The organism is Actinoallomurus sp. NPDC052274, assembly GCF_040679475.1.
GTDB classification, from domain to species: Bacteria; Actinomycetota; Actinomycetes; order Streptosporangiales; family Streptosporangiaceae; genus Actinoallomurus; species Actinoallomurus liliacearum.
In genome coordinates this window covers 46,526-71,158 of sequence record NZ_JBFAUT010000028.1, presented here as the reverse complement: position 1 = coordinate 71,158, position 24,633 = coordinate 46,526, and the positions used below count along the sequence as shown (strand labels likewise).

General features: G+C 71.3%; 23 protein-coding genes. 13 read left to right on the top strand and 10 right to left on the bottom strand.

What is annotated here, in order from left to right:
* Positions 1-201: 201 nt before the first annotated feature.
* A complete protein-coding gene (locus AB0K82_RS23810) occupies positions 202-408 on the bottom strand; it encodes a hypothetical protein (protein ID WP_364400402.1) in 207 nt (68 codons plus the stop codon).
* A 695-nt stretch (positions 409-1,103) separates the two neighbouring features.
* Between AB0K82_RS23810 and AB0K82_RS23805 the strand changes: the two genes are divergently transcribed.
* Both AB0K82_RS23805 and AB0K82_RS23800 read left to right on the top strand, forming a co-directional pair.
* The gene (locus AB0K82_RS23805; protein WP_364400399.1) at positions 1,104-2,042 is read left to right on the top strand and encodes a universal stress protein; all 939 of its coding nucleotides are present in this window, start codon (positions 1,104-1,106) and stop codon (positions 2,040-2,042) included.
* A 104-nt stretch (positions 2,043-2,146) separates the two neighbouring features.
* A complete protein-coding gene (locus AB0K82_RS23800; protein ID WP_364400397.1) occupies positions 2,147-3,142 on the top strand; it encodes a hypothetical protein in 996 nt (331 codons plus the stop codon).
* A 15-nt stretch (positions 3,143-3,157) separates the two neighbouring features.
* Here the strand turns inward: AB0K82_RS23800 and AB0K82_RS23795 are convergent, their stop codons facing one another.
* Positions 3,158-3,745, bottom strand: a complete 588-nt coding sequence (locus AB0K82_RS23795; RefSeq protein ID WP_364400394.1) for a hypothetical protein — start codon at positions 3,743-3,745, stop codon at positions 3,158-3,160.
* A gap of 183 nt (positions 3,746-3,928) precedes the next feature.
* On the opposite strand from AB0K82_RS23795, the gene AB0K82_RS23790 reads away from it, so the two are divergent.
* A complete protein-coding gene (locus AB0K82_RS23790) occupies positions 3,929-4,795 on the top strand; it encodes a universal stress protein (protein ID WP_364400391.1) in 867 nt (288 codons plus the stop codon).
* Between the two features lie 27 nt (positions 4,796-4,822).
* Here AB0K82_RS23790 and AB0K82_RS23785 read toward each other — a convergent pair whose 3' ends face one another.
* The gene (locus AB0K82_RS23785) at positions 4,823-5,560 is read right to left on the bottom strand and encodes an HAD family hydrolase (RefSeq protein WP_364400388.1); all 738 of its coding nucleotides are present in this window, start codon (positions 5,558-5,560) and stop codon (positions 4,823-4,825) included.
* Between the two features lie 71 nt (positions 5,561-5,631).
* Positions 5,632-5,847, bottom strand: a complete 216-nt coding sequence (locus AB0K82_RS23780; protein WP_364400385.1) for a V-type ATP synthase subunit F — start codon at positions 5,845-5,847, stop codon at positions 5,632-5,634.
* A 407-nt stretch (positions 5,848-6,254) separates the two neighbouring features.
* On the opposite strand from AB0K82_RS23780, the gene AB0K82_RS23775 reads away from it, so the two are divergent.
* The 3 genes from AB0K82_RS23775 (at position 6,255) to AB0K82_RS23765 (ending at position 8,137) form a co-directional block, all read left to right on the top strand.
* Positions 6,255-6,908, top strand: coding sequence for a universal stress protein (locus tag AB0K82_RS23775; protein ID WP_364400383.1), 654 nt, complete (start codon positions 6,255-6,257; stop codon positions 6,906-6,908).
* Positions 6,909-6,998: 90 nt separating this feature from the next.
* Positions 6,999-7,811, top strand: a complete 813-nt coding sequence (locus AB0K82_RS23770) for a GAF domain-containing protein (protein WP_364400381.1) — start codon at positions 6,999-7,001, stop codon at positions 7,809-7,811.
* A gap of 164 nt (positions 7,812-7,975) precedes the next feature.
* Complete coding sequence (locus tag AB0K82_RS23765; protein WP_345353787.1) at positions 7,976-8,137, top strand: hypothetical protein; 162 nt, start codon at positions 7,976-7,978, stop codon at positions 8,135-8,137.
* A gap of 69 nt (positions 8,138-8,206) precedes the next feature.
* Here the strand turns inward: AB0K82_RS23765 and AB0K82_RS23760 are convergent, their stop codons facing one another.
* Positions 8,207-8,386, bottom strand: coding sequence for a hypothetical protein (locus tag AB0K82_RS23760; RefSeq protein WP_364400379.1), 180 nt, complete (start codon positions 8,384-8,386; stop codon positions 8,207-8,209).
* A gap of 51 nt (positions 8,387-8,437) precedes the next feature.
* Positions 8,438-10,222, bottom strand: a complete 1,785-nt coding sequence (locus tag AB0K82_RS23755) for a thiamine pyrophosphate-requiring protein (protein WP_364400377.1) — start codon at positions 10,220-10,222, stop codon at positions 8,438-8,440.
* Positions 10,223-10,302: 80 nt separating this feature from the next.
* Between AB0K82_RS23755 and AB0K82_RS23750 the strand changes: the two genes are divergently transcribed.
* Together AB0K82_RS23750 and AB0K82_RS23745 are read left to right on the top strand one after the other, a co-directional pair.
* Positions 10,303-13,185: an FAD-linked oxidase C-terminal domain-containing protein gene (locus AB0K82_RS23750; protein WP_364400374.1), complete on the top strand. Its 2,883-nt coding sequence runs from the start codon at positions 10,303-10,305 to the stop codon at positions 13,183-13,185.
* Positions 13,182-14,252, top strand: coding sequence for an enolase C-terminal domain-like protein (locus AB0K82_RS23745; protein WP_364400371.1), 1,071 nt, complete (start codon positions 13,182-13,184; stop codon positions 14,250-14,252). The genes AB0K82_RS23750 and AB0K82_RS23745 overlap by 4 nt, the downstream gene beginning before the upstream one ends.
* 4 nt (positions 14,253-14,256) lie before the next feature.
* Here AB0K82_RS23745 and AB0K82_RS23740 read toward each other — a convergent pair whose 3' ends face one another.
* Positions 14,257-14,616: a hypothetical protein gene (locus AB0K82_RS23740; RefSeq protein WP_364400369.1), complete on the bottom strand. Its 360-nt coding sequence runs from the start codon at positions 14,614-14,616 to the stop codon at positions 14,257-14,259.
* A 380-nt stretch (positions 14,617-14,996) separates the two neighbouring features.
* Here AB0K82_RS23740 and AB0K82_RS23735 point away from each other — a divergent pair, with 380 nt between their 5' ends.
* From AB0K82_RS23735 to AB0K82_RS23720, 4 genes are all read left to right on the top strand, one after another.
* Positions 14,997-15,908 carry a hypothetical protein gene (locus AB0K82_RS23735; protein WP_364400366.1) on the top strand — a complete coding sequence of 304 codons (912 nt, stop codon included), beginning with the start codon at positions 14,997-14,999 and terminating at the stop codon, positions 15,906-15,908.
* A gap of 234 nt (positions 15,909-16,142) precedes the next feature.
* Positions 16,143-17,171, top strand: a complete 1,029-nt coding sequence (locus AB0K82_RS23730; protein ID WP_364400363.1) for a sigma-70 family RNA polymerase sigma factor — start codon at positions 16,143-16,145, stop codon at positions 17,169-17,171.
* A gap of 116 nt (positions 17,172-17,287) precedes the next feature.
* Positions 17,288-17,806, top strand: a complete 519-nt coding sequence (locus AB0K82_RS23725) for a pyridoxamine 5'-phosphate oxidase family protein (protein ID WP_364400360.1) — start codon at positions 17,288-17,290, stop codon at positions 17,804-17,806.
* A gap of 52 nt (positions 17,807-17,858) precedes the next feature.
* Entirely contained in the window at positions 17,859-18,596 is a 738-nt protein-coding gene (locus tag AB0K82_RS23720; RefSeq protein WP_364400357.1) for an alpha/beta hydrolase, read from the top strand.
* Positions 18,597-18,761: 165 nt separating this feature from the next.
* On the opposite strand, the gene AB0K82_RS23715 is transcribed toward AB0K82_RS23720, so the two are convergent.
* Entirely contained in the window at positions 18,762-20,774 is a 2,013-nt protein-coding gene (locus AB0K82_RS23715; RefSeq protein ID WP_364400354.1) for a S53 family peptidase, read from the bottom strand.
* 204 nt (positions 20,775-20,978) lie between these two features.
* Here AB0K82_RS23715 and ctaD point away from each other — a divergent pair, with 204 nt between their 5' ends.
* Positions 20,979-22,655: a cytochrome c oxidase subunit I gene (gene ctaD / locus AB0K82_RS23710; RefSeq protein WP_364400351.1), complete on the top strand. Its 1,677-nt coding sequence runs from the start codon at positions 20,979-20,981 to the stop codon at positions 22,653-22,655.
* A gap of 127 nt (positions 22,656-22,782) precedes the next feature.
* Here the strand turns inward: ctaD and AB0K82_RS23705 are convergent, their stop codons facing one another.
* Positions 22,783-23,604, bottom strand: coding sequence for an SDR family oxidoreductase (locus AB0K82_RS23705; protein WP_364400348.1), 822 nt, complete (start codon positions 23,602-23,604; stop codon positions 22,783-22,785).
* A gap of 22 nt (positions 23,605-23,626) precedes the next feature.
* The gene (locus tag AB0K82_RS23700) at positions 23,627-24,622 is read right to left on the bottom strand and encodes a diiron oxygenase (protein WP_364400345.1); all 996 of its coding nucleotides are present in this window, start codon (positions 24,620-24,622) and stop codon (positions 23,627-23,629) included.
* Between the last annotated feature and the right edge of the window lie 11 nt (positions 24,623-24,633).

Here is a 24,633-nt window from a genome sequence, read left to right as displayed (position 1 = left end):
TCAACTTACTAGTGAGTAAGCTTCATGTTTTAGGAGTCCGTACGCGCGTGAAGGGGTCCCGCACCCGAAAGGTGCGAGACCCCTTGCCGGCGGCGCCCGGTCGCGTACGCGACCCGGGTGGGCCTGGCGAATCCGCTGTCCGGCGGTGCGGCGTCCAGGCGCGCTCTAGCCGGACGCCGGCCCGCTATCGGCTGCCCGTGATCAGCACCAGCAGTCGTCCCAGCAGTCGTCCCAGCAGTCCCAGCCGCTCCAGCACCCGCCCCAGCCGCCACCGCAGGTCACGAGGCTCTGAGGGGCGCCGCTCACCGTCTGGGCGCCGGCCGGCGCGGCGGCGCCCAGCGTGAGGGCGGTCGCTCCCGCAAAGGCCAGGCCGGTGATGCCGAGTGCCATCCGCTTCGGAATCCTCATCTGAAGAACCTCCTTGGGTCGGCGCGTTGGCGTGTCGTGTTGATCACGCCCGGCAATTGGGCCATTTCGGCCCGTTCGCCACAAACAACACCATATCCTCGGCTCGTCGGAATCAACCGCAAAAGTCCATATATGGCGATAATTGACTCTCGTCCTCCATGCCACATATCCGCGCTTTAAGTGGCAAATATAGCTACTTTGGGTCTGGGGTGACGGCGGTCGTACGAGACGGATTCGCAGGCCGTGCCGCACGGCCGGAGCGGACCGCCGGTCGATGGCGAGCGAGGAACCGCCCGGCTCCGAGCCGAGGAGTGCGCCGGCTCGCCGACGAGACCCGGCCGCACCGCTGGCGCCCCGGCCGGGCATCGCGAATGGTGCTTTTCTTCGCCATTGTTGGCCGCATACTCCGGCGTCGCTCGTATCAATCAGGACACAGCCTAAGGAATCGCCAAGGGGGGTCGGCGCAACGGAATCCTCATGCGCGGGCCTCCGGTCCGCAATGGACGGCAAACGGGGATTCCGCCGCGTCGCGGGGCCGTGGGCCGGCCGGACCGGGAGAGGCGCCGGCGCGCACGCCGCCGGAGCGGACGAGATCCGTCCGCCGTGCAACGGGACGAAGGGGTCACGGGACCAACGGGAGCCTGTCAAGGACCTTTCGCCCTTGGAGTCCCCGTCTCCCGCCGGATGTCCTGAACATGAGGCTCCATGGCGAATGGCGAATAGCGACCGAGCGCAGCGCCGCGGGCACCGGAGAGGAGACGACCCTCGTGAACGAGATCCTCGCGGGAACGGACGGATCCGACAGCGGCACGGCCGCCACGCGGTGGGCCGCCGAGGAGGCGGGCCGCCGGGCCCTGCCCCTCCGGATCCTCCACGCCGTCGCCCCGTGGCTGTACGAGACACCGGTCGACCCGCGCTTCGCCTCGATACGGACGTGGCTGCTGTCCCAGGGCCGCACGGTCGTCGACGAGGCGGTCGCGGCCGCGCGCGAGCGCGCTCCGGGCGTCGAGATCGAGGGCGAGCTCGTGCCGGGGACGGCGACCCGGATCCTCCTGGAGCGGGCGGGTTCGGCCGCGATGGTCGTGCTGGGCGGCCGCGGAGTCGGCGCGGCGGCGGGTCTCCTGCTGGGCTCGACGACGCTGCAGGTGGTGGCGCACGCGCCGGTGCCCGTCGCCGTGGTCCGGAGCCTGCGACCACCGGCCCGGCGGGAGGTCGTGATCGGCGTGGACACGGCGGCGACCGGAGAGGCGGCGATCGCCCTGGCGTTCGAGGAGGCGGCGCTGCGGACCGCGCTGCTGCGGGTGATGCACGCCTGGTGGCATCCGGCCTCGACCGCTCCGGGCGACATCCAGCCGCTGGTGTACGACCCGCAGGCCATGGCCGAGGACGAGCTGCGGCGGATCGTGGAGGCGCTCGTGCCCTGGCGGGGCAAGTTCCCTGGCGTCGAGGTGATCCCGGAGGCGGTGCACGGCCGCGCCGCACGGGTACTCGCCGACGCCTCCGAGGGAGCGGAGCTGCTGGTCGTGGGGACCCGCGGCCGGGGCGGTTTCAAAGGGTTGCTGCTCGGCTCGGTCTCGCACGCGCTGCTGCACCGGGCGAAGTGCCCGCTGGCCGTCGTACCGGCCGTGCGGTGACGGTCCCGGGCCACTCGCCGGCCGCGCGGGAGCCCGTGGCGCCGTGCCCCGGCTGGGGCGGGCCGGCCGTGACGACCAGGTCGTGGAGGACAGGAGGGGACACGATGGATGCCGCGAACGGGCCGGAGCGCCAGGAGACGGTCGCGCGACTGCTCGTCGACGCCGCCGTGTGGGCGCCGTCGCCGCACAACACCCAGCCCTGGTGGTTCGAACCCCACGGCGAGACGGTCACATTGCACTCCGACGCCGAACGCCGCCTGAGCGTCGCGGACCCGTCGGGCCGGGAGATGCTGATCAGCTGCGGCGCCGCCCTGTTCACGCTGCGGCTCGCCGTACGCCGCCTCGGGCGGCTGCCGGAGGTGCGGATGGCGTCCGACCCGGACCGGCCGGGGCTGATCGCCGACGTGATCCTGGGCGAGCCGCAGTCCGCCACCGACGAGGAGCGGCGGATGTACGACCAGATCAAACGGCGGCGCACCCATCGCGGTGGCTTCCGGGCCGGCGCGCTGCCGGTCGGCCTGCTGCAGTCCCTGCGGGCCCACGCGTGCGCCGAACACGCCTCACTGCGGATCGTCGCCGACCCTCGCGTCCGCATCGCGCTCGCCGCGTTGTCAGAGGTCGCCGAGCAGGTGCAGTGCCTGGACCCGGCGTACGTCGCCGAGGTGGCCCGCTGGGCGCCCGCGCCGTGCGCCGAACCGCTGGACGGCGTGCCCGAGACGGCCTACCCGCGCGATCCGGACCACACCGATCCGCACTTCGCGGGCCGGGACTTCGCGCGCGGCCAGGGGTGGGGGCTGGTCGGCGGCGAACCGGGGGAGGCCACCGGAGTCGTCGCCGTCCTGACGACCTCCGGAGACGGCCGGGACGACTGGCTGCGGGCGGGCCAGGCCCTCCAGCGGGTGCTGCTGCGCGCCACCGAGGACGACGTGTCGGCCGCGTTCCACACCCAGGCGCTGGAGGTGCCGGAGTTGCGGGAGTTCATCCGCGCCCGGTTCTGCGACGGGGCCCACCCCCAGATGATGGTGCGGTTCGGAGTGGCGGACGACGAGTTCGAGAGCGTCCGGCGAGCGGCCGCCGACGTGACGGTGGGCGAGCTGTGACACCTCCGACCGGCCCTAGGAGCGTCCGGTCCAGCGGGGAGCGGTGGCGGCCCAGGCGTTCTCCCACAGCACCATCCGCCGCCGCTCCAGACGGCGGTTGACCGCGGCGTACGCGCCGGCGTGCAGGATCACGAGCGACGTCAGGGCGGCGAACACGGCCAGCGTGGTGTCGGTCAGCGTCTGGGCGTGCGTGCGGGGCCGGGCCGTGAGGTCGCCCGCCTGGTTGATCCAGACACGGCGATGGACGCCGGCATGGTCGTCCCCGGCGGGGACGACGCCGCCGGTATGCCAGCGGCCCGTTCGGTCGCGCCAGCGCAACCGCGTCTCCTGCTCGACACCGTTCCGCGACGCCGCCGCGCCGGTGGCGGTCACCACCGCGTCGACCTGGTACCGGGTCCGCGCCTGGCGGTACTCCGCCCGCAGCCCGGCGCCGTCAACGAAGTGGATCATGAGTGCGGAGGCGATGACGCCCGTGATCAGGAAGAGCGCCCCCAGCACCGCCACGAGGCGGGAGTGGAGCCGGTCGAGCGGACGCCGCAGGGGGTTGCGGTCCGGGCGCAGGTAACGGATGAAGCCCAGCACCTGGATAGTGAGTGCACGCATGGGACACCTCCATCACGGCCACCTCTACCCGCAGGTTAGGCGTCTTCTCCTGGAAATGGGGAGGGTCTCTGGTCCTGGCCTGAAGGCCCGAGAGTCCTTCCCCTCCGCGGGCCTTCGCCTCTGCCGGCCGAAGGCGCGGTGCGATTGGCTGCGAATAGGCCGAAGCAGGGGGGATCTGATCCCATGGCGACCTTCGATGGCAGTTACGTCCTGGTGGGCTTCGACGGGTCCCCGGGAGCCGAGCGCGCACTGCGCTGGGCGGTGGAGGAGGCGCGGGTCCGCCGGCTTCCGCTCACCGTGTGCCACGCCTGGCATTGGCCGTACCCGGTCCCGCCGTCGGGGCCCGAAGCGCTGGAGACGGCGCGGCGGATGGGGCGGCACACCCTCGAGCACGGGGTGTTCGTCGCCCGGCAGCTGCGCCCGGCCCTGACGGTACGGCCGCGCTTCGCGACCGGCCCGGCCTCGGCCGTCCTCATCGACGAGTCCGAGAACGCCGCGCTGGCCGTCGTCGGCTCGCACGGGCGGGGCGGGTTCGCCGGCCTCGGCGCCGGATCGACGGCGCTGCACCTGGCCGCCTACGGTCACTGCCCGGTGCTGGTGATGCGCGACGACCCGGAGCCCGACGGCCCCATCGTCGTGGGCGTGGACGGGTCGCCCGCCGCCGAGGCCGCGCTGGCGTTCGCGTACGAGGAGGCGGCCCTGCGCGGACGGTCCGTACGGGCGGTGTTCGCCTGCTGGGAGGCGGAGGCCATCGCCTCGGCCGAGATGGGCATGCTGCGCGACCCGGAGCAGCTCCGGACGCTCGGCGCCGCGCGGCTGGAGCGCACGGTGTGCCTGTGGCGGGAGAAGTACCCGTACGTCGAGACCGCGACCAGTCTGGTCATGCGGACGCCGCGGCACGCGCTGCTGGAGGCCGCCGCCGACGCCGGGCTGCTCGTCGTGGGGGATCGGGGGCTCGGCGGTGTCCCGGGGCTCCGGCTGGGCTCGGTGAGCCACGCCGTGCTCGTGCACGCGCCGTGCTCGGTCGGCGTCGTACGACCCCGCAGGTGAGAGCACCGGGGCGCGTACGGCGGCCGGTCAGGCGACGCGCTCCCCGACCCCGAGCTCGGACAGATCGGTGATCACCCGGTGCGCCCCGTACTCGGGCAGCAGCAGGGACCGGCCACCCCGGTCGACCCCGATGACGAGACCGAATCCGGCACGCCGGGCGGCCTGGACGGCGGTGAGGTTCTCCTCGATGACGGCCGTCCGCGCCGGAGCGACCCGCATCCGGCGCGCGGCCTCCCGCAAGAGGCAGTCCGCCGACGCGGTGGGACCCTTCTCGGTCGGGTGGAGCGCGTCGAGGCGGACGTCGAACAGCCCCGCGAGGCCCGCTCGGCGCAGCAGTTCGGCGGCGTACCGCGTGGCGGAGACGGCCGCCGTGGGCAACCCGTGCAGGCGGACGGCGTGGACCACGCCGACCGAGGAGGCGAACGCCTGGACGCCGAGCCGGCGGATGATCATGAGGAACAGCTCCTCATGACGCGCGCCCAGGCCGCGCAGGGCGTCGAAGCACAATGGGATCTCGCACGCGGTGAGGTACTGCCGCAGGCCGTCCATCGTGGTGCGGCCCTGCATGTACCGGCGGTAGTCGGTGCCCGCGTCGAAGTACCGGCATTCCGTCTCGTACACGGCGGCGTGTGAGCGCAGGAACGGATCGAGCACGGCCTTCCAGGCCGTGCCCGACGCGTGGGCGGTGTCGACGAGGACGCCGTCCACGCCGAAGATCACCGCTGCGATGTCCCCGCATGCGCAGTGGTGGGTTGTGGTCGGCATGGCCGTTTCCCCTTCTCGTGCTGTTTCCGGCACGCTTCACGACCGCCCGACCGTGACGCGTGGCGGGCTCCTCATGGCGGCATCACGACGGTGAGCGGCCAGGAGGACGGCTCGCCGTCCAGGACACGGGCCGCCCGCGAGGTCAGGATGACGATGGCGACGTCGGTGCCCAGGGAGCGCCAGGCGGCGCGGACGGCGTCAGGTTCTTCCGCGGGCAGGACGATCGCTCCGGCGAGCCCGAAGCCCGTGACCTTGGTCCCTTCCCCGATGATCGCAATTTTAGCCATCTGATGCCTTTCTTTCGGTCTTCCCTTAATCGGGCGTGTCATCACCAATGGGGGGCGGAGAAAGGCGTCGCCCCGCGGCCGCCGCGAAGGGTGGGCCGTCCGGCCGGTTCGCGCCGGCCGAGAACGGGGCGCACCCTCATCGTCCGGAGGCGGGGCCGCGCCGGACAGGGCCGGCCGGGTGCCCGAAAGGGGACCTTTGTCCCGCTTAGTCGCCCGGTGGGGTGGAAACCCGGTAGTGAACGCGCGCATCCCTCCCGCCGGCCGGCTTCGTCGCCCCGTCCGGCCGCGCCGAGCCGCCGTCCGCGGACCGCCGGCCCGGCCGGTCGGCGGGACGGGACGGTCGCCGGCGGAACCGACCTTCGGGAAGAACGATGAGCGGCTTCCGGATCCCCGAGGAAACGGGGCCCGTGATCGCCTATGTCGACGGCACTCCCTCCGGGGACGAGGCCGTCACCTGGGCGATCGAGGAGGCGGGCCGGCGCGGCTCGCTCGTACGGGTGCTGCCGAGGCGGGAGCCGGACCGGCTGCTCGCCGAGGCCGCCGACGCCGCGATGATCGTCGTCGGATCGACCGGCTTCCTCGCCATGTCCCGGCTGGTCACCGGCTCGACCGCCATGGAGGTCGCGGTCCGCGCCGACGTGCCGGTCGTCGTCATCCGCCCGGGGCTGCGCGACGCCGCGCCCGGCCCCTCCGCCGGCCGGGTCGTCGCCGGTGTGGACGGGACCGATCTGTCGGAGGCGGCGATCCGATTCGCCTTCGCCGAGGCGGACGACCGCGAGTGCGGGCTCACGGTCGTCCACGCCGTGGACCGGGAGGAGGACCGGGAGGCGGCGGAGGCCATGCTGACGCGGCTCGCGGACGGGCGCCCGGACGTGCGGACGGTGGTCGGCCTCGGCGTGGCGAGCCGGGTACTGATCGACGAGTCCGCCGGCGCGGAGCTCCTCGTGGTCGGATCCCGCGGCCGCGCCGGCCTGAGCGGCATGCTGCTCGGCTCCGTGAGCCAGGCCGTCGTCCACCGGGCCCACTGCCCGGTCGCCGTCGTCCGCGCACCGCCCGGCTGAACGGCGGCCGCGTCACTCGCGGCCGATCGATGACCGACATCGTGACCGTAGGTCAAGCGAATCGACCGAAGATCGCCTAATCTGCGGTGGGTGCGGCTACCTCCCAAGGGCAACCGGCGTCCCGTCGGGCGCATCTACCTCACCACCGGCGTGAGCGTCGCCTCCGTCGGCCTGGTCGCCCTGGCGGGTGCCGAGGCCGGCGACGGCGGCGCGCTCAAGCCCTGGTGGATCGCGCTCAGCATCGTCATGAGCGTGGTGGGCGCCGCGGTGCCCGGATACGAACAGATCCGCAAGGAACGGCTGCGCAAGGAGGCCGAGCAGGCGGCCATAGAGGCCGCCGTCGAGATGCGGGTGACGATGAACGACGCGCTGGACCCGGTCGTCCGGCAACTCGGGCGCATCGCCACCGCCACGAACCGGCAGGAGCGCGGCAACCTGCGGGAGGCCACCGTCCCGATGATCCTCGACTCGGCGGCGCACCTCATCGACGCCGAACGCGTCCGGGCCTGCTGGTTCCGGTTCGCGCCGGGCAAACCGCGCAAGCTGGAGCCCGCGCAGTACGCCGGGCGCGCGGACGAGCCCGTGACGGTCTTCGAGGAGGGCACGGTCGAGGGGGACTCGGTGTTCGCGATGATCCGGCACAACCAGCACGTCGTGTCGCTGGACGTCGAGGCCGACCCGCCGCCGGGGTGGCGCGGCTCGGCGCAGCACGGATACCGGTCGTTCGTCGCGGTGCCCGTGGTCGCCGGGCAGCGGGCCTTCGGCATCCTCACGGTCGACGCCGTCGACGTCGCCGGGGTGACCGAGGCGGAGGTGCCGTTCGTCCGGCTGCTGGCCGGTCTGCTCGCCGACGCGCTCGCGTACGGAGCATCGGACGACGGGCTCCTCCGTGTCGGCCGGTGACCGGCCCGGAGTCCGCGCCGGGCGGCGGAACCGGAGTCCGCGCCGGCCCGTCTGATCGGACCCCGCGCCGGACGGCGGGACCGGACCCCACGCCGGGTGGTGGGTGATCCGGATTGACCTTCGCCCGGTCGGCACCGACACTTGCGGAAAGGGAGGGAGTGGATATGGCGGACGACATCGTCGTGCAGGACTCCGACGATCGCTCGGAGCGCATGATCCGTGACCCCAAGCGTTACTTCGCCGAGGCCCGGCGCCGGGCCGAGCGGGAGGTCAGACGCGAGGTCGAAGGCGGACCGCGCCGATCCGAGCGCCCGGAACACGGCTAGGAACGCCCCTGTGCCGACGCGGACCCCGTGCGGGGCCCGCGTCGGCGTTTCGATCAGGGGTGCCCGGGGTCAGCCCGGGGAGACGTCCTCGTCGTCCTCGGATTTGCCCTGTTCGCGCTGCTCGCGCACGAAGGCGTCCTGGGTCGAGTCGTAGCCGCGTCCGACATGCTCGGCGGCCTGCTCCGAGAGGCGCGCGGCCGAGTTCGACTGCCGGTCCTCGTCTGACGTCTCGCGCGGATCTGCGTCCATGAGTACCTCCACGGGTCGGGGTGCGGTCGGCGGATGGCAGGGGCGCCGCGCTCAGCGGTGGATCAGCTCCTGCATCTTGGTCTTGATCCCCTTCTTCACGATTCCCACTCGGTCGGGATCGCCCTTGAGGACCGCCTCGGTCATGTCCTTGATCTGTGAGAACTCCGCGTGCGGCGGGATCGGCGGGATGTCGGGGTCGCACCGGACGTCGAGCACGACCGGGCCGTCCGCGCTCAGCGCGCGGTCCCAGGCGGGCCCGATCTCGTCGGGCTTGTCGACGTGGATCCCCTCCAGGCCGATCATGCTCGCGAACCCGGCGTAGGAGACCTCGGGCAGCACCTGCGACTCCTCGAACTTCGGCGCGCCGCCCATCGCCCGCAGCTCCCACGTGACCTGGTTCAGGTCGTTGTTGTGCAGCACGGCGACGATCAGCCGGCGGTCCTGCCAGCGGTCGGCGTAGCGGCGGATCGTGATCAGCTCCGCCATGCCGTTCATCTGCATGGCCCCGTCGCCGACGAACGCGATCGCGGGCCGGTCGGGGTGGGCGAACTTCGCGCCGATGGCGTACGGCACCCCCGGCCCCATCGTGGCCAGCGTCCCGGACAGCGTGCCGCGGACGCCCGACGGCAGCCGCAGGTCACGGGCGTACCAGTTCGCCGCCGATCCGGAGTCGGCGGTCAGGATGGCGTTCTTCGGCAGCCGGTCGTTGAGCTCGTAGAAGAGCCGCATCGGGTTGATCGGGTCGGCCTCGACCATGGCCTCGCGCTCGACGGTCTCCCACCACCGCTCGACGTTCTTCTCGACCTTCTTGCGCCAGGAACGGTTCTTGTTCTTCTTGAGCCGGGGGATGAGCTGCCGGAGCGTCTCGGCGGCGTCGCCGACCAGGTTGACCTCGGTCGGGTAGCGCATCCCGATCAGCTTGCCGTCCACGTCGATCTGCACGGCGCGCGCCTGGCCGAAGTCGGGGAGGAACTGGGTGTACGGGAAGTTCGACCCGACGATCAGCAGCGTGTCGCAGTCCCGCATCAGCTCCCACGACGGCCGGGTGCCGAGCAGGCCGATGGAGCCGGTGACGTACGGCAGGGTGTCCGGCAGCACGTCCTTGCCGAGCAGCGCCTTGGCCACGCCGGCGCCGGTCAGCTCGGCGACCTCGTGCACCTCCGCGGCCGCGCTGCGGGCGCCCTGCCCGATGAGGATGGCGACCTTCTCCCCGGCGTTGATGACCTCCGCCGCCCGCTCGATCTCCTGCGTCGGCGCGACGGTGACGGGCGGCGTGTAGCCGGGGGCGCTGGAGGGGACGTTCTTGAACGCGTGCGCGGGGGGCTCGTACTCCACTTCCTGCAGGTCGGACGGGATGATGATGGCCGTCGGGGCCCGCTCGTCCATGGCGATCCGGATGGCCCGGTCCAGCAGGTTGGGGAACTGCGCCGGGACGGTCGCCATCTGCACGTACTCGCTGGCGACGTCCTTGAAGAGCGACAGCAGGTCGACCTCCTGCTGGTAGTTGCCGCCCATCGCCGACCGGGCGGTCTGCCCGACGATCGCGACCACCGGGACGTGGTCGAGCTTGGCGTCGTACAGGCCGTTCAGCAGGTGGATCGCGCCCGGCCCGCTGGTCGCCATGCAGACGGCGGGCTTCCCGCTGAGTTTGGCGTACCCGACGGCCTCGAAGGCGGACATCTCCTCATGGCGGGCCTGAATGAACTTGGGGTTGTCGTCCGCCCGCTCGAGCGCGGCGATGATGCCGTTGATGCCGTCCCCGGGATACCCGAAAAGGTACTCCACGCCCCACTCGCGGAGGCGTTCCAGCAGGTGGTCGGCGACAGTTCGCGTCATCTCTCCTCCTCGTGCGGTTACTAAAGACGCCGTTCCCGGCGCACGCGATTGAAACCTGCCGTGCGGGTAACCGGAGTCTTATGAGCCTTCAGCGAGATCTCGAAGCGCGGGTCGACGGGGAGGTCCGATTCGATGCGGGCTCGCGCGCGGCGTACGCCCATGACTCCTCCAACTACCGGCAGACGCCGATCGGCGTGGTGGTGCCGCACAACGTCGACGCCGCCGTCGAGGCGATCGCGGCCTGCCGGGAGCACGGGGCGCCGGTGTTCTCGCGGGGCGGCGGGACCAGTCTCGCGGGCCAGTGCTGCAACGAGGGCGTGGTCATCGACTGGTCCAAGTACTGCGACAACCTCATCCGGCTGGACGAGAAGGAGCGGCGGGCCCTCGTACAGCCGGGGATCTGCCTGGACGACCTGAACGGCCTGCTGGCCCCGCACAAGCTGCAGGTGGGACCGAAGCCGTCCACGCACGACACGTGCACGATCGGCGGGATGATCGGCAACAACTCCTGCGGCGCGACCGCGCAGGCGTACGGCAAGATGGCCGACTCGGTGATCCGCCTGGAGGTGCTGACGTACGACGGCGTGCGGATGTGGGTCGGGGAGACCTCCGACGAGGAGTACGAGAAGATCCTCGCCGAGGGCGGCCGCCGCGCCGAGATCTACCGGGCGATGCGGGAACTGGTCGAGGAGAACCTCGCGCTGATCCGCACGCGGTACCCGGACATCCCGCGCCGGATCTCCGGCTACAACCTCGACTCCCTGCTCCCGGAGAAGCACTTCAACGTGGCGCGGGCGCTGGTCGGCAGCGAGTCGACCCTGATCACCGTGCTGCACGCGGAGATCGAGCTGTTCCCGGTGCCGAACCACCAGACGCTCGTCGTCCTGGGCTACCCCGACATCTTCCGTGCCGGGGACGCGGTCACCAAGGTCGCGGACTACCGGCCGCTCGCGCTGGAGGGCCTCGACGAGACCCTGATCGACATCGCCCGGGCCGAGAACGTCGCGGGCAAGGACGCCCTGGAGGGACTGCCGGAGGGGTCGGGCTGGCTCATGGTCCGCTTCGGCGGCGACACCCGCGAGGAGGCCGACGCGCGGGCCGAGCACATGATCAAGGAGTTGCGGGGGACCGAGCACGATCCGCACGTGGTCTTCATGGACGATCCCGCCGAGGAGGAACGCCTCTGGAAGATCCGCGAGGCGGGGCTCGGCGCGACCGCGTACCCGCCGGGCCACCCCGAGACCCACGAGGGCTGGGAGGACGCCGCCGTGCCGCCGGACCGGCTCGGCGACTACCTGCGCGACTTCCGGGCGCTGCTGAGCGAGTTCGACTACGGGCAGGCGTCGCTGTACGGGCACTTCGGGCAGGGCTGCGTGCACACCCGCATCGCCTTCGACCTGGAGGACCCGGACGGGGTGGGGAAGTACCGGCGGTTCGCCGAGCGGGCGGCCCGGCTGGTGGCCTCGTACGGCGGGTCGCTGTCCGGCGAGCACGGCGACGGGCAGTCCCGCGCCGAACTCCTGCCGATCATGTTCGGCGACGAGGTCGTGGCGCTGTTCGGCCGGTACAAGCAGATCTTCGACCCCGGCGACCGGATGAACCCGGGCAAGGTCGCCGCGCCGGCCGGCCGCCGCGTGTACCGGCTCGACGAGAACCTCGACCACCTCGACTACAACCCGCGCGAGCCCCGGACGCACTTCTCCTACCCGGATGACCACCACCGGTTCACCCACGCCGCCGCCCGCTGCGTGGGCATCGGCAAGTGCCGGTCGTCCTCCGGCGGCGTGATGTGCCCGAGCTACCGGGTGACCCGTGAGGAGGAGCACTCCACGCGCGGCCGCGCCCGCGTCCTCATGGAGATGATGCGCGGCGAGGTGATCACCGACGGCTGGCGGTCCAAGGACGTCGACGACGCCCTGGACCTGTGCCTGGCCTGCAAGGGCTGCCGCGGCGACTGCCCCGTCCACGTGGACATGGCGACCTACAAGGCGGAGTTCCTGGCCCACCACTACCGGTGGCGGCTCCGGCCCCGCCCGCACTACTCGATGGGCTGGCTGCCCCTGTCCGCGCGGCTGGCCGCCGCGGCGCCGGGCGTGGTCAACGCGGTGACGCACGCACCCGGCCTGAACCGCGTCGTCAAGTGGGCCGGCGGCGTCGACCAGCGTCGTGACCTGCCGCGTTTCGCCGGGGAACGCTTCACCGACTGGTTCGCCCGGCGCGGATCCCAGGGGGACGGCGACCCGGTCGTCCTGTGGCCGGACACCTTCACGAACAACTTCCACCCCGCGGCCGGAAAGGCCGCCGTACGCGTGCTGGAGGCCGCCGGGTTCCGCGTCGAGGTGCCGCCCGTCCCGCTCTGCTGCGGGCTGACCTGGATCTCCACCGGCCAGCTCGGCGTGGCCGCCCGCGTCCTGCGCCGCACGGCCCGAGCCCTCGCCCCACGGCTGCGCCGGGGCGTGCCCGTCGTGGGCCTGGAGCCGAGCTGCTCGGCCGTCTTCCGCTCCGACGCGCCCGAGCTGCTGTCCGGGGAGCCGGTGTCCGAGGACGTGAGGCTGCTGGCGAAGCAGACGCACTCACTGTCGGAGTTCCTCCTCGACCGGGCGCCCGCGTTCGTCACCGCGCCACCGCCCGGCACCGGGATCCACGCCATCGCGCAGCCGCACTGCCACCAGCACGCCATCTGGGGCTTCGGCGCCGACGGCGAGCTGCTGAAGCGCGCCGGGATCGAGGCCGAGGTCCTCGACGAGGGCTGCTGCGGCCTCGCCGGCAACTTCGGCTTCGAGCGCGGGCACTATGAGGTGTCCGTAGGCGTCGGCGAGCTGGGCGTGCTGCCCGCCGTGCGCGACGCGGCGGACGGCACCCGGATCCTCGCCGACGGCTTCTCCTGCCGCACCCAGATCGAGCAGCGGACCCCGGCCCGGCCCATCCACCTCGCCGAGCTCCTGGCGGAGGTGTTCACGTGATCGAGCTGCACGCCTCCGCGTACACGATCCCGACCGACGGACCCGAGGCCGACGGCACGCTGGAGTGGACATCGACGACGATGGTGCTCGTCGAGGCCCGCGCGGACGGCCGTTCCGGCCTCGGCTGGACGTACGGGCCGACCGCCGTCGCCGACGTCGTGACCGGCGAGCTGGCCCCGGTGGTGAGCGAGGACGTCGCCGCCTCGCACGAGGCGATGTGCCGGACGGTCCGCAACGCCGGCCGGCCGGGGATCTGCTCGATGGCCATCTCCGCGGTCGACTGCGCGCTGTGGGACCTGCGGGCCCGCACCCTCGGACTCCCGCTGCACCGGCTCCTCGGCGCCGTCCGCACCGAGGTGCCGGTGTACGGCTCCGGCGGCTTCACCACGTACGACGCGGGCCGGACCCGGGAGCAGCTCGGGCACTGGGCCGGGGACCTCGGCATTCCCCGGGTGAAGATCAAGATCGGCGAGTCGTGGGGGAGCCGGGAGAACCGCGACCTGCAGCGCCTCGAACTCGCCCGCGAGGTCGTCGGCGGCGGCGTGGAGCTGTACGCCGACGCCAACGGCGCCTACTCCGCCAAGCAGGCCATCCGCGTCGCCCACCAGGCCGCCGACGTGGACCTGCGGTGGTTCGAGGAACCGGTCTCCTCCGACGACCTGTCCGGCCTGCGGGAGGTCCGGTCGGCGGTGGAGTGCGACGTGGCCGCCGGTGAGTACGGCTACGACCTGCCGTACTTCACCCGGATCATCGACGCCGTCGACTGCCCGCAGGCCGACGTCACCCGGGTCGGGGGCATCACCGAGTTCCTGCGCGTGGCCGGACTGGCCCGCGCGCACGGCAAGGACCTGTCGGCGCACTGCGCGCCGCACCTGCACGCGGCGGCGATGGCCGCGATCCCGAACGCGCGGCACATCGAGTGGTTCCACGACCACGTGCGGATCGAGTCGATGCTCTTCGACGGCGCCCTGTCGCCGAAGGGCGGCCGCATCCGCCCGCGTGAGGACGCTCCGGGCCTCGGGCTGAGCTTCAAGCACGCCGACGCCGAGCGGTACCGCGTCCGCTGATCGGTCAGGTCGTGGAGGGCAGGGCGACCACGGTGCGGATGCGCCGGGCCACCTCCTCGACCTCCTCGATCGGCCGGATCGGCTCGGAGTCGTGGCCGCCGCGGTCGGCGTCGGCCCACACCCAGCACCACCAGAGCCGGCCGTCGTGGGACTCGATCGTGACGGACTGACTGAGCGGCTCGGCGGGCTCGAGGAGCGCGGCGAGCCGGTCGCCCGGGTCCTCGGGCGCGGGCCGCTCACCGCTGACCACCAGGGTCAGCGGCCCGGCCATCGTGACGTGCAGCCCGAGCCCCGTCACCGCGTCCGCGAGGGCGCGGAGCGCGTGTTCGAGGGCGTCGCGGTGGGGAGTGGGACATGCGCCCATGGGAGTTCCCTTCCCGAATGGCCGGTCTTCGAACAGGTCATCGACACCTGCTGTTTCAGTCGGTCAATGAGGCTGTTTCGAACGGTCCTCTGTTTTGTTGGAAATGATGCACGCCTTCCGGGTGGCGACGGTAGCCGGGTGAGTGCGGTGCGCACTACTCTGCGAATATGGACGGTCACGGTCTCCCGAAGGCGCTTCGTTCGATCATGGGGCTGCGCGGCTGGTCGCAACTCGATCTCGCCCGTGAGCTGGGCGTATCTCAGAGCTGGGTGTCCCAGGCGTCGCGCGGGATGCGCGATCCTGGAATCGGCCGTACGGAACGGCTGCTGAACCGCATAGGTTGGGAAGTACGCATATCGCCCATTTCGGAGGACGATCCCGTGAGGCGCAGAGAGTTCGTCGCGGCGGCCGCATCCATCACTTTCGTTCCAACTCCGAAGGTCGGCCCTTATCAGGATCCGGGTTACGTCCGGCAACTCGCCGAACGCCTCGCGCACGACCGCTATCAGCAGGGCGGAATCCCGGTCGTCTCCACGGCGCTCCGGCATCTCCGGAAGGTCGGGCCGGCCGTCAACGGGTCCGACCGGGCGCTCCAGGAGGCGTCCTCCGACCTCGCCTGCGAGGCCGCGCGCGTGCTGTACGACTCCCGGCGCTACGCGGCGGCCGAGCAGACCGGGGTGTTCGCGCTCGACCTGGCCCGGCGCTCCGGCAGCACCCGCGCCCAGGCCGACGCGTACAGCACCCTGAGCCGCATCAACATCGACCAGCGACGCGGCGACCGCGGCGCGATGTACGCGCGGCTCGGCCTCCGGCTCGGCGACCTGCCGCCGGCCCGCCGGGCGTGGCTGCGGCTACGGCTCGGGCGCTCCCTGGCGCTGCTGCCCGGGCAGGAGCGCGCGGCACGGGAGGTGCTGGAGGAGGCGCTCGTCGTCGACGGCCTGCCGACGTACGGGATGTCCGACATGCTGGGCAACGTCGGGGTCGCCATGCTGGGGATGCGTGAGCACGGCGGCGCCCGGTCCGCCATCGCCGAGGCCGTCCGCCTCGGCGCGCAGTGCTCCACCCTCCTCTTCGTTGCCTACCAGGCGTGGGAGGTCGAGGCGGCGCTGCGGGCTGGCGACGCGCCCATGGCCGCCGACCGCATGACCGCGCTCGCCCGCATCGCGCCGCTCATCTCCTCCGTCCGGGTCAACGACCACATCGCCGGCGTCTACCGCCTGTCCGGCCGCTGGGCGGGCCTCCCGGAGATGCACGACGCCCGCGAACAACTCCGCTCCGTCATGCGAGCGTGAGCGGCACCCCGCAGGTCATCACGTATCCGGTCGGCGTGCCGGCTCGCCCGTGACAGCAGATCCGGCATCGATGATCACCTGGTGGCCGTCCCGTGTTCTCCGGCACCTCACCAGCAAGAGCGCGATCCAAGGCCGGGGTATCGAGCTGATAGCTTCTTCGCCTGTCAGGTGTCACGCGTCCTAACGCTGCAAACCGGTCGCTGGAGGAACGCGGAGGGTCGTTCATTGGGCGAGTTGCGGGCTGAAGATGGCGCAGTCGTCGCGGCCGCCAAGGCGGGCGACGCGTCGGCGTTCACGGAGCTCGTCGAGCGTTACCGGCGGGAGCTTCAGGTGCACTGCTACCGGATGCTCGGCTCGTTCGAGGAGTCGGAAGACCTGGTCCAGGAGACGTTCTTGCGGGCGTGGCGCAAACGCGAAGGCTTCCAGGGCCGCTCTACATTCCGCGCGTGGCTCTACCGGATCGCGACGAACGCCTGTCTTGACTTCCTCGACAAGCACCCGCGGCACCCGCTTCCACGTGAGGTGGAGCGTGCGACCGGCACGGACGTGGCGTCGCCGCCGGCGGAGATCCCGTGGCTTCAGCCGTACCCGGACCGGCTGCTGGAACCGATCGCGGCCGGCGACGCCGAGCCGGACGCCGTCGTGGTCGGCAAGGAGACGATCGAGTTGGCGTTCCTCGTCGCCGTCCAGCACCTGCCACCCGGACAACGGGCCGCGTTGATCCTGCGAGACGTGCTCGGCTGGTCGACGAAGGAGACGGCCGCCTTGCTCGGAACGAGCGTCGCCTCGGTGAAGAGCGCCTTGCAGCGAGCGAGGCCGGCAATGAAGGCGCACCTGTCCGAACGGCGGCTGGAATGGGCACCGTCGGCGGAGCCGACCCCGCAGGAGCGGGCGTTGGTGCGGCGCTTCATGGATGCTCACGAGCGGGCCGACACCGCTGCCTTCGCGGCGCTCCTGAGCGAGGACGTACGGATGACCATGCCGCCGCATCCGTTCTGGTTCGCCGGTCGCGCGGCCGTCGTCCACTTCGCCGAGCACGCGTTCGGGCCCGGCTCGCCGCTCTATCTAGGACGGTGGCGAAGCGTCCCCACCCGGGCGAACCGGCAGCCGGCGGTCGCGGGGTACATCCGGCTGCCGGGAGACTCCGAGTACCGGGCTCAGGTGCTCAACGTGCTGCGGGTTGAGGACGAGAAGATCGCCGAGATCACCGCCTTCGAGCCGCACCTGTTCCCCGCCTTTGGTCTGCCACTGACGCTGCCCTAGCCAACGGCCGGGCCTGGGCCGATCGTCGTTCGGGCAGAGATTCCTTTCCAGCCGCCTCACCGTCTCAACACTGACGACCTCGATCTGCGTGGTCGACGACGATGAGGAACCGCCTGATGACGATCAAGAACCGCGAAGACGTGATGGCACTGCCGCAAGGTGATGTCGGCCTGCTGGAAAGCGACGTGGCGCAGCGGCTGCTCGCCTCGAAGGAGCTGGCGCGCCTGGCGTATGTAGCGGCGGACGGCACGCCACGGGTGTTTCCGATGTTGTTCCATTGGACAGGAACGGAGGTCGTTCTCTCGACGTTCGGGGGCGCCAAGGTCCGCGCACTGCGGGCGAAGCCCGACGTCGCCATCACCATCGACGCCGCCTCCACACCCCCCACGGTGCTCCTCATACGCGGTCGGGCGTCGGTCACCGACGTCGACGGGATCGTGGCGGAGTACGCGCTGGCCCAGCGTCGCTACGCGGGGGAGGAACAGGGCGCCGCCAATGTGGCGGAGGTCGATCACCCCGGCACGAAGATGTTCCGCATCGCCGTGCGGCCGACCTGGGTCGGAGTGCTCGACTTCCAGACCCGGCTGCCCGGAGGCACCAGCATGGAGGAATTCGAGAACCGGGGCCGATCGTGACGACCGGGCCGAAACCCTGCCTGTACCGCCCTCTTCAGGAGGACAACTCGTCATGACCACCTACGTAATGATCCCCGGCGCCGGGTCCGACTCGTGGTATTGGCATCTGCTGAAGGCCGAGCTGCGTGCGCGCGGCCACGACGTCGTCGCGCCTGACCTGCCCTGCGACGACGATTCGGCCGGGCTGGCCGAGTACGCCGACGTGGTGATCGACGCCATCGGCGATCGAACCGACCTCGTCGTGGTCGCCCAGTCCTTTGGCGGATTCACCGCGCCGTTGGTGTGCGATCGGGTACCGGTCGAGCTGCTGGTGCTGCTGACGGCGATGATCCCGTCGCCGGGTGAGGCACCCGGCGACTGGTGGGCCGACACCGGCTGGGAGCAGGCCAGGCACGAGCAGGACGAGCGCGACGGCAGGGCGCCGGGCGACGACATCGCCCTGTTCCTCCATGATGTCCCGCCCGAACTCGCGGCAGAGGCCACGAAAAGGAGCCGCGATCAGTCCAGCACTCCGTTCGTCACGCCGTGGCCGCTCGCCGCCTGGCCATCCGTGCCGACGAAGTTCCTGCTGTGCCGCGACGACCGCTTCTTCCCGGCCGAGTTCATGCGCCGCGTCGTCAGGGAACGCCTGGGCATCGTCCCGGACGAGATCGACGGCGGCCACAGCATCGCGCTCAGCCGTCCCGAAGAGCTGGCCGACCGGCTGGAGGCGTACCGGACGGACGCGCGGCGACACCCGACGACCTCCGTGCCGGCACAGGTTCAGATCCGACGAGACCCGGTGACCTGACAGGCGAATCCCGGTCCGCCCGACGCTGACACCGGCAGGGCGGCACCGCGCCGACCTCTGTGATCAAGGCGGGCCGGCCGGCGGCTCCCGCTCAATGCGAAGGGGCCGGGTGCGCGTACGCACCCGGCCCCGGTTCGCCGACCGTCCGGGACCGGCTACGACCGGTCAGAACCGGTAGGACAGCAGGTACTTCGCCGTCGGGGTGCCGACGCCGGTGATGCTGTCGTAGCCGCGGACCGCGGGCAGCGCGTCACCCTTGGGGATGCCGTAGTTGCCGGTGGTGCGCAGCACGTAGACCAGCGGGCCCTGCTTGGCGTACGGGTCGGTGTAGTTCGTCCGCACGAACGCCACCGGGTTGTTCTTGCCGAGCGGGGTGTCGGTCACGTCGTGGAGCAGGCCCTTGCCCGCCCGCAGGTAGATCGCCGGGTTGGCGAAGCCGATCGGCGCGCCGCCCTGACGCTGCTGGGCGAGCGCCTGCAGGCCCGCGATGACCGGGCAGGCGAGGCTGGTGCCGCCGACGCGGCTCTCCGCGTACCCGTACGACCCGTCCGGCAGTTGCGCCCACTCCGGGTACCGGATGCCGGTCGTCGAGTCGGCGACGGCCGCGATGTCCGGGATGACGCGCATCGGCTTGGCCGCCTTCGACCCGTCCGGGAGCGTACGGCTCAGCGACGACGGCACGACCGCCCGCTGGTAGCCGGGCTGCGTGAACAGCTCGCTGGTGCCGCCGCCGGAGCCGCCCGCGTAGTTGTCCGGGTAGTGGCCGGGAGGCGCCGGGTCCCACTTCTTGCCGTCCTTGGACAGGCTGTCGGTGGTGAAGTTCCAGCCGGTCTCGAACTTGTAGTCGTCGCGCTTGCCGACCGCGAGGGTCGTGCCGCCGACCGCGGTCACCCACGGGTCGGAGGCGGGCATGTCCGTCTGGCGCTTGGTCGACCCGCTGTCGCCGTACCGCGCCTGGCAGGGCGTGCCCGGCACCTCGTAGCCGCAGTCACCGGTCGAGAAGTAGAAGCCGATGCCCTCGATGGCGCCCTGCTTGTAGATCGACTCTTCCGCGTCGATCATCGCCGGCGTGTAGTGCTCCGACAGGTCGCCCCAGGAGTTGCTGACGATGTCGGCCAGGTGGTTGTCGACGATGTTCAGCATGGCGTCGTCCAGGCCGGTGTCGAGGCAGTTCTGCGCGCCGACGTAGACGACCTTGGCCTTGGGCGCCACCGCGTGCACGGCCGTGACGTCGAGGGCCTCCTCGCCGTACCAGCCGGACGCGCCGCACTCCTCGGTGTAGTCGAACGTCGCGGGCAGGACCTCGCGGTACTGGCCGGCGGCGAACGGCTGCTCACCGTACTTCTTGGAGAAGGCGTTCGAGACCTCGAGCATCTTCGGCGCGGCGTAGGCGTCGACGATCGCGACCGTCGAGCCCTTGCCGGTCAGGCCGCTCTTGGTGGCGCCGTACGCCCCGCGGAGCTGCTTCGGCAGCAGGCCGCACATCGCGTACGGCTGGTGCTTGCCGTACGCCTTGGGCTGCTTTGTGGCGATCTTCTGGCCGTAGTACTGCTCACACGGCTGGGCGACCCAGTAGTTGGGCTCGGGCGGCGGCAGCGTGTCGCCGGCCACCCGGACGTGCTTGGCGCTGTCCAGGCCGGTGATCGTGCGCACGGCCGAGGCGACCGAGGCGGGGACGGTCGCATCGCCGGAGGGCGCCCGCACGATCGTGTTCTGGGCGGCGTAGTTGCGGAAGTCGGTGCCGAACGCCTTCTTGGCCTGGGAGACGCGGCCGGTGACGTGGATGTAGTGGCTGTTGACCGCGTCGACCGTCAGGCCCGCGGAGGTCAGCCACGACTTCACGGCGCTCTTCTGCGCGTCCGTGGGGCCGAAGAGCCTGTCGAAGTCGGCGGGGCTGAGGAACTTGCGGTACTGCGGGCTGCCGGGCGTGGCGACCGCCTCGGCGTAGGCGTCGAGACCCTTCGGGTCCTTCCCGGCCAGCCAGATCCTCGCGTCGAGTCGCTGGGCGTCGTTGGTCTTGCCGCGGTCGGCGGAGGCACGGGCCCAGGCGGGCCTGGTGCCCGCGACCGGTCTCCGGTCGTTCGCCTGTGCCGTCGTCGTGGCCGACAGGCCCGCTGCGAGGAGCGGCAGGGCCAGGGCCGCGGCGGTCAGCACGCGACGTCGTCCGTCTCGGGACATCCACCAGTCCTTTCGTGAGCGGCGTAGGGGAACGCCGCGACGCGAGGATTTCGGTGGGGCCGGTGTTAATCAAGAGTTGTTATGGAATAGATGCGAAAATCGGGAACGGGGGGCCACAACTGGACATCCAGCGCCACTCTTGCGCGCGGCGGCGCGACGGCTAATAGTGGAAGGCGGCGGTGCCTGAGGGCAGGGGAGACCTCAATGGTCCTACTTGGGCGTACGCCCCCTACCGCGGCGCAGCCGTCCCAGCCCCGTTCCAAGGGGCAGATCCTCGTCAGCTGGCTGACATCGACCGATCACAAGGTGATCGGTTATCTGTACCTGACGACCTCGTTCTTCTTCTTCTTGGCCGCCGGGCTGATGGCGATGCTCATCCGCGCCGAGCTCATGCAGCCCGGCCTGCAGATCATGAGCAACCAGCAGTACAACGTGCTGTTCACCCTGCACGGAACGATCATGCTGCTGCTGTTCGCCACACCCCTGTTCGCCGGGTTCGCCAACGTGATCATGCCGCTGCAGATCGGCGCGCCGGACGTGGCGTTCCCGCGGATGAACATGCTCAGCTACTGGTTCTTCCTGTTCGGCGGGCTGATGGTGCTCGCCTCGGGCTTCGTCCCGAACGACCCGGCCGCCTTCGGCTGGTACGCCTACGCGCCGTTGAACGGCGCCGCCCACTCGCCCGGCCTCGGCCCGGACCTGTGGATCATGGGACTCGTCCTGTCCGGGATGGGGACCATTCTGACCTCGGTCAACTTCATCACGACGATCATCTGCATGCGGGCGCCGGGCATGACGATGTTCCGGATGCCGATCTTCACGTGGAACATCCTGTTCACCGGCGTCCTCGTCCTGCTGGCCTTCCCCGTCCTGGCCGCCGCGCTGCTCGCCCTGGCGGCGGACCGCAAGCTCGGCGCGCACGTGTTCGACGCGCAGGTGAACGGCGGCATGATCTGGCAGCACCTGTTCTGGTTCTTCGGCCACCCGGAGGTGTACATCGTCGCGCTGCCGTTCTTCGGCATCGTCACCGAGGTCATCCCGGTCTTCGCCCGGAAACCGCTGTTCGGCTACGTCGGCATGGTCGGCGCGACGATGGCCATTACCGGCCTGTCGGCGACGGTCTGGGCGCATCACATGTTCCCGACCGGGCAGGTCCTGCTGCCGTTCTTCTCCTTCATGACGTTCCTGATCGCGATCCCGACCGGGGTCAAGTTCTTCAACTGGGTGGGCTCGATGTGGCGGGGACATCTGTCCTTCGAGTCACCCATGCTGTGGTCGATCGGATTCCTCGTCACCTTCCTGTTCGGCGGCCTGACCGGCGTGATCCTCGCGTCACCGCCTCTGGACTTCCACGTCAACGACTCCTACTTCGTCGTGGCGCACTTCCACTACGTGCTGTTCGGCACGGTGGTGTTCGCGATGTTCGCGGGGTTCTTCTTCTGGTGGCCGAAGATGACGGGGAAGATGCTGAACGACCGGCTGGGGAAGATCCAGTTCTGGATGCTGTTCATCGGGTTCCACACGACGTTCCTGATCCAGCACTGGCTGGGCGCGGAGGGGATGCCGCGCCGCTACGCCAACTACGCCCGGGTCTTCGCCACAGAGAACCTGATCTCCAGTCTCGGCGCGTTCCTCCTGGGGGCGTCCACGCTCGTGTTCATCTACAACGTCTACGTCACCTGGCGAAAGGCGCCGCGGGTCGGCGTCGACGACCCCTGGGGCTTCGGCAACTCCCTGGAGTGGGCGACCTCCTGTCCGCCGCCGCGGCACAACTTCACCTCGATCCCGCGGATCCGCTCCGAGCGGCCCGCCTTCGACCTGCACTATCCGCGCCTGCCGTCGCCTCCGGCCGAGGAGCTCCCGGCCGGGCAGAAGGACTGAGCGGCTCCCGCCGTACGGCCCGCGCGGGCCGCCGATGAGCGCCCTCGCCGCCGTACGCGGGGGCGGGGGACGTGGGGCGTGGTCCGCCTGCGTCGCCGTACGCGGGGGCGGAGGGCGCGGGGCGCGGTCAGCCGGCGAGGCCGCGCATGCGCCGCACGCTCAGGCCGGCGATGCGGACCGCCGCCCGGGGCGACAGCCGCGCACCGAGCCACGCCGCCCGCCCGGACGCCGGCGCGACGATGAGCGCGTCGTTCCGGTCGATCCCCCGCAGCACGTCACGGGCCAGCGCGGCGGGGGAGTAGAGCCTGCGCTGCACGCGCTGTGCCGCCCGCCGGGCGTTCCTGCCGGTCTCGGTCGGCGGCAGGTCCGGATTGGCGTTGTCGAGCAGGGGCGTGTCGACGAAACCCGGACAGATCACACTGACCCGGACGCCCCGGCTCGCGGCCTCCGCGCGCAGCGCCAGGCTCAACCCGACGACGGCGTGCTTCGTGGCGGTGTAGGGCAGCATCAGCGGCGCGGGCACGAGGCCGGCCAGCGACGCGGTGTTCACGATGTGTCCGTGCCCCTGCTCCAGCATGATCGGGTACGCCGCGTGCACGCCGTGGACGACGCCCCGCAGGTTCACGTCGATCGTGCGGTTCCAGTGGTCGAGGGTGAGCTCCTCGGTCATCCCGCCGACCGCGATGCCGGCGTTGTTGAACACCAGGTCCAGACGGCCGTGCTCCTCCCGGACCGACCGGTACAGCGCGGCGACCGCGTCGGCGTCGGTCACGTCCAGGGCGGCGGCCGTGGCCGGCGCGCGTTCGGACAGCCGGGCCGCGAGCTTCTCGGCACCGTCGACGTCGATGTCGGCGACGGTCACGATGTCGCCGCGGGCCGCGAGGGCGGCCGCGATGGCCCGGCCGATGCCGGAGGCTCCGCCGGTGACGATGGCGATCCGGGAGGTCATGCGAGGGCTCCTCGTTGGTGTCTCAGCGGGCGGCTCGGGCCCGGCGCGGCTTCGGCGTGTCCCAGAGGCCGACGGCCTTCCAGACCCGCTTGCTGACAGGGGTGATCAGGTCGAGCTCGGCGGCGAGGTCGCGGATCTTGGCGACGCAGTTCTTGAACTCCGCGGTCCAGTCGTCCGTGCCGTACGCCTCGCGGACGACGTCCTTCGGGATGCCGAAGTGCCGCACCATCGGGCCCGGGGGAGCGAGCATGATCCGCGCCATGAGGCCGAGGACGAGGGGCGTGGCCACGCCCAGCGCCCGGCGGCGGGGGGCGGGCATCGTGGGCACGCGGTGCCGGAGGTAGTGACGGGCGAACGAGATGTGCCGCGCCTCCTCGGCGATGTGGATCCGCATGATCGTCTCCTGCAGCGGATGCTTCGCCTCGCCGTTCTTGACCGTCTTGCGCTGGACGTAGTCGATGGGATCCTCGCCGCCCAGCACGAAGACGAAGAACAGCTCCGTGGAGATGCGCGGGATGTGCGGGGCGACCTGGGACAGGACGTCCAGGGCCTTGGGCATCCCGCGGATCGGCATCTTCGTCCGGTTGACGAACTCCTGGAACATCATCGCGTGCTGACATTCCTCGCTCGCCTCGTGCAGGACGTAGCGGAACTCCGGAGAGCCGTTCGGCAGCCGGTAGGCGTAGCTCAGCAGCCCGCGCTTGAGCAGGTTCTCGAACTGCAGGCCGATCTTCATCATCGTGGCCACTCGCCACAGGCCGATCCGGGACTGCACCTCCGGCGGCTGCGAGCGGTACCACTCCGTACGGCCGAGGGGGTCGACGGACGGCAGGATCCAGCGGGGGTCGTCGGGGTCGACCGCGAAGTCGGGGTCGGACCAGGGGATGTCGGCGTAGGCGTCCCAGTGCTTGTCGACCGACGCCTTCGACAGACGCTGGATCACGCCGGTGTAGGCCGCGCGGTCCTCGACCGTCGCGTGGATCTCCTCGTCGAGTGTCTCGCTCGGGGGGTTGGACATGACTTTCTCCC

Excerpts from the sequence above, each read along its gene's own strand:
- AB0K82_RS23810 (WP_364400402.1), bottom strand. The coding sequence starts at position 408 with ATGAGGATTCCGAAGCGGATGGCACTCGGCATCACCGGCCTGGCCTTT.
- AB0K82_RS23805 (WP_364400399.1), top strand. The coding sequence starts at position 1,104 with ATGAGGCTCCATGGCGAATGGCGAATAGCGACCGAGCGCAGCGCCGCG.
- AB0K82_RS23800 (WP_364400397.1), top strand. The coding sequence starts at position 2,147 with ATGGATGCCGCGAACGGGCCGGAGCGCCAGGAGACGGTCGCGCGACTG.
- AB0K82_RS23795 (WP_364400394.1), bottom strand. The coding sequence starts at position 3,745 with ATGCGTGCACTCACTATCCAGGTGCTGGGCTTCATCCGTTACCTGCGC.
- AB0K82_RS23790 (WP_364400391.1), top strand. The coding sequence starts at position 3,929 with ATGGCGACCTTCGATGGCAGTTACGTCCTGGTGGGCTTCGACGGGTCC.
- AB0K82_RS23785 (WP_364400388.1), bottom strand. The coding sequence starts at position 5,560 with ATGCCGACCACAACCCACCACTGCGCATGCGGGGACATCGCAGCGGTG.
- AB0K82_RS23780 (WP_364400385.1), bottom strand. The coding sequence starts at position 5,847 with ATGGCTAAAATTGCGATCATCGGGGAAGGGACCAAGGTCACGGGCTTC.
- AB0K82_RS23765 (WP_345353787.1), top strand. The coding sequence starts at position 7,976 with ATGGCGGACGACATCGTCGTGCAGGACTCCGACGATCGCTCGGAGCGC.
- AB0K82_RS23760 (WP_364400379.1), bottom strand. The coding sequence starts at position 8,386 with ATGGACGCAGATCCGCGCGAGACGTCAGACGAGGACCGGCAGTCGAAC.
- AB0K82_RS23755 (WP_364400377.1), bottom strand. The coding sequence starts at position 10,222 with ATGACGCGAACTGTCGCCGACCACCTGCTGGAACGCCTCCGCGAGTGG.
- AB0K82_RS23750 (WP_364400374.1), top strand. The coding sequence starts at position 10,303 with ATGAGCCTTCAGCGAGATCTCGAAGCGCGGGTCGACGGGGAGGTCCGA.
- AB0K82_RS23740 (WP_364400369.1), bottom strand. The coding sequence starts at position 14,616 with ATGGGCGCATGTCCCACTCCCCACCGCGACGCCCTCGAACACGCGCTC.
- AB0K82_RS23725 (WP_364400360.1), top strand. The coding sequence starts at position 17,288 with ATGACGATCAAGAACCGCGAAGACGTGATGGCACTGCCGCAAGGTGAT.
- AB0K82_RS23720 (WP_364400357.1), top strand. The coding sequence starts at position 17,859 with ATGACCACCTACGTAATGATCCCCGGCGCCGGGTCCGACTCGTGGTAT.
- AB0K82_RS23715 (WP_364400354.1), bottom strand. The coding sequence starts at position 20,774 with ATGTCCCGAGACGGACGACGTCGCGTGCTGACCGCCGCGGCCCTGGCC.
- ctaD (WP_364400351.1), top strand. The coding sequence starts at position 20,979 with ATGGTCCTACTTGGGCGTACGCCCCCTACCGCGGCGCAGCCGTCCCAG.
- AB0K82_RS23705 (WP_364400348.1), bottom strand. The coding sequence starts at position 23,604 with ATGACCTCCCGGATCGCCATCGTCACCGGCGGAGCCTCCGGCATCGGC.
- AB0K82_RS23700 (WP_364400345.1), bottom strand. The coding sequence starts at position 24,622 with ATGTCCAACCCCCCGAGCGAGACACTCGACGAGGAGATCCACGCGACG.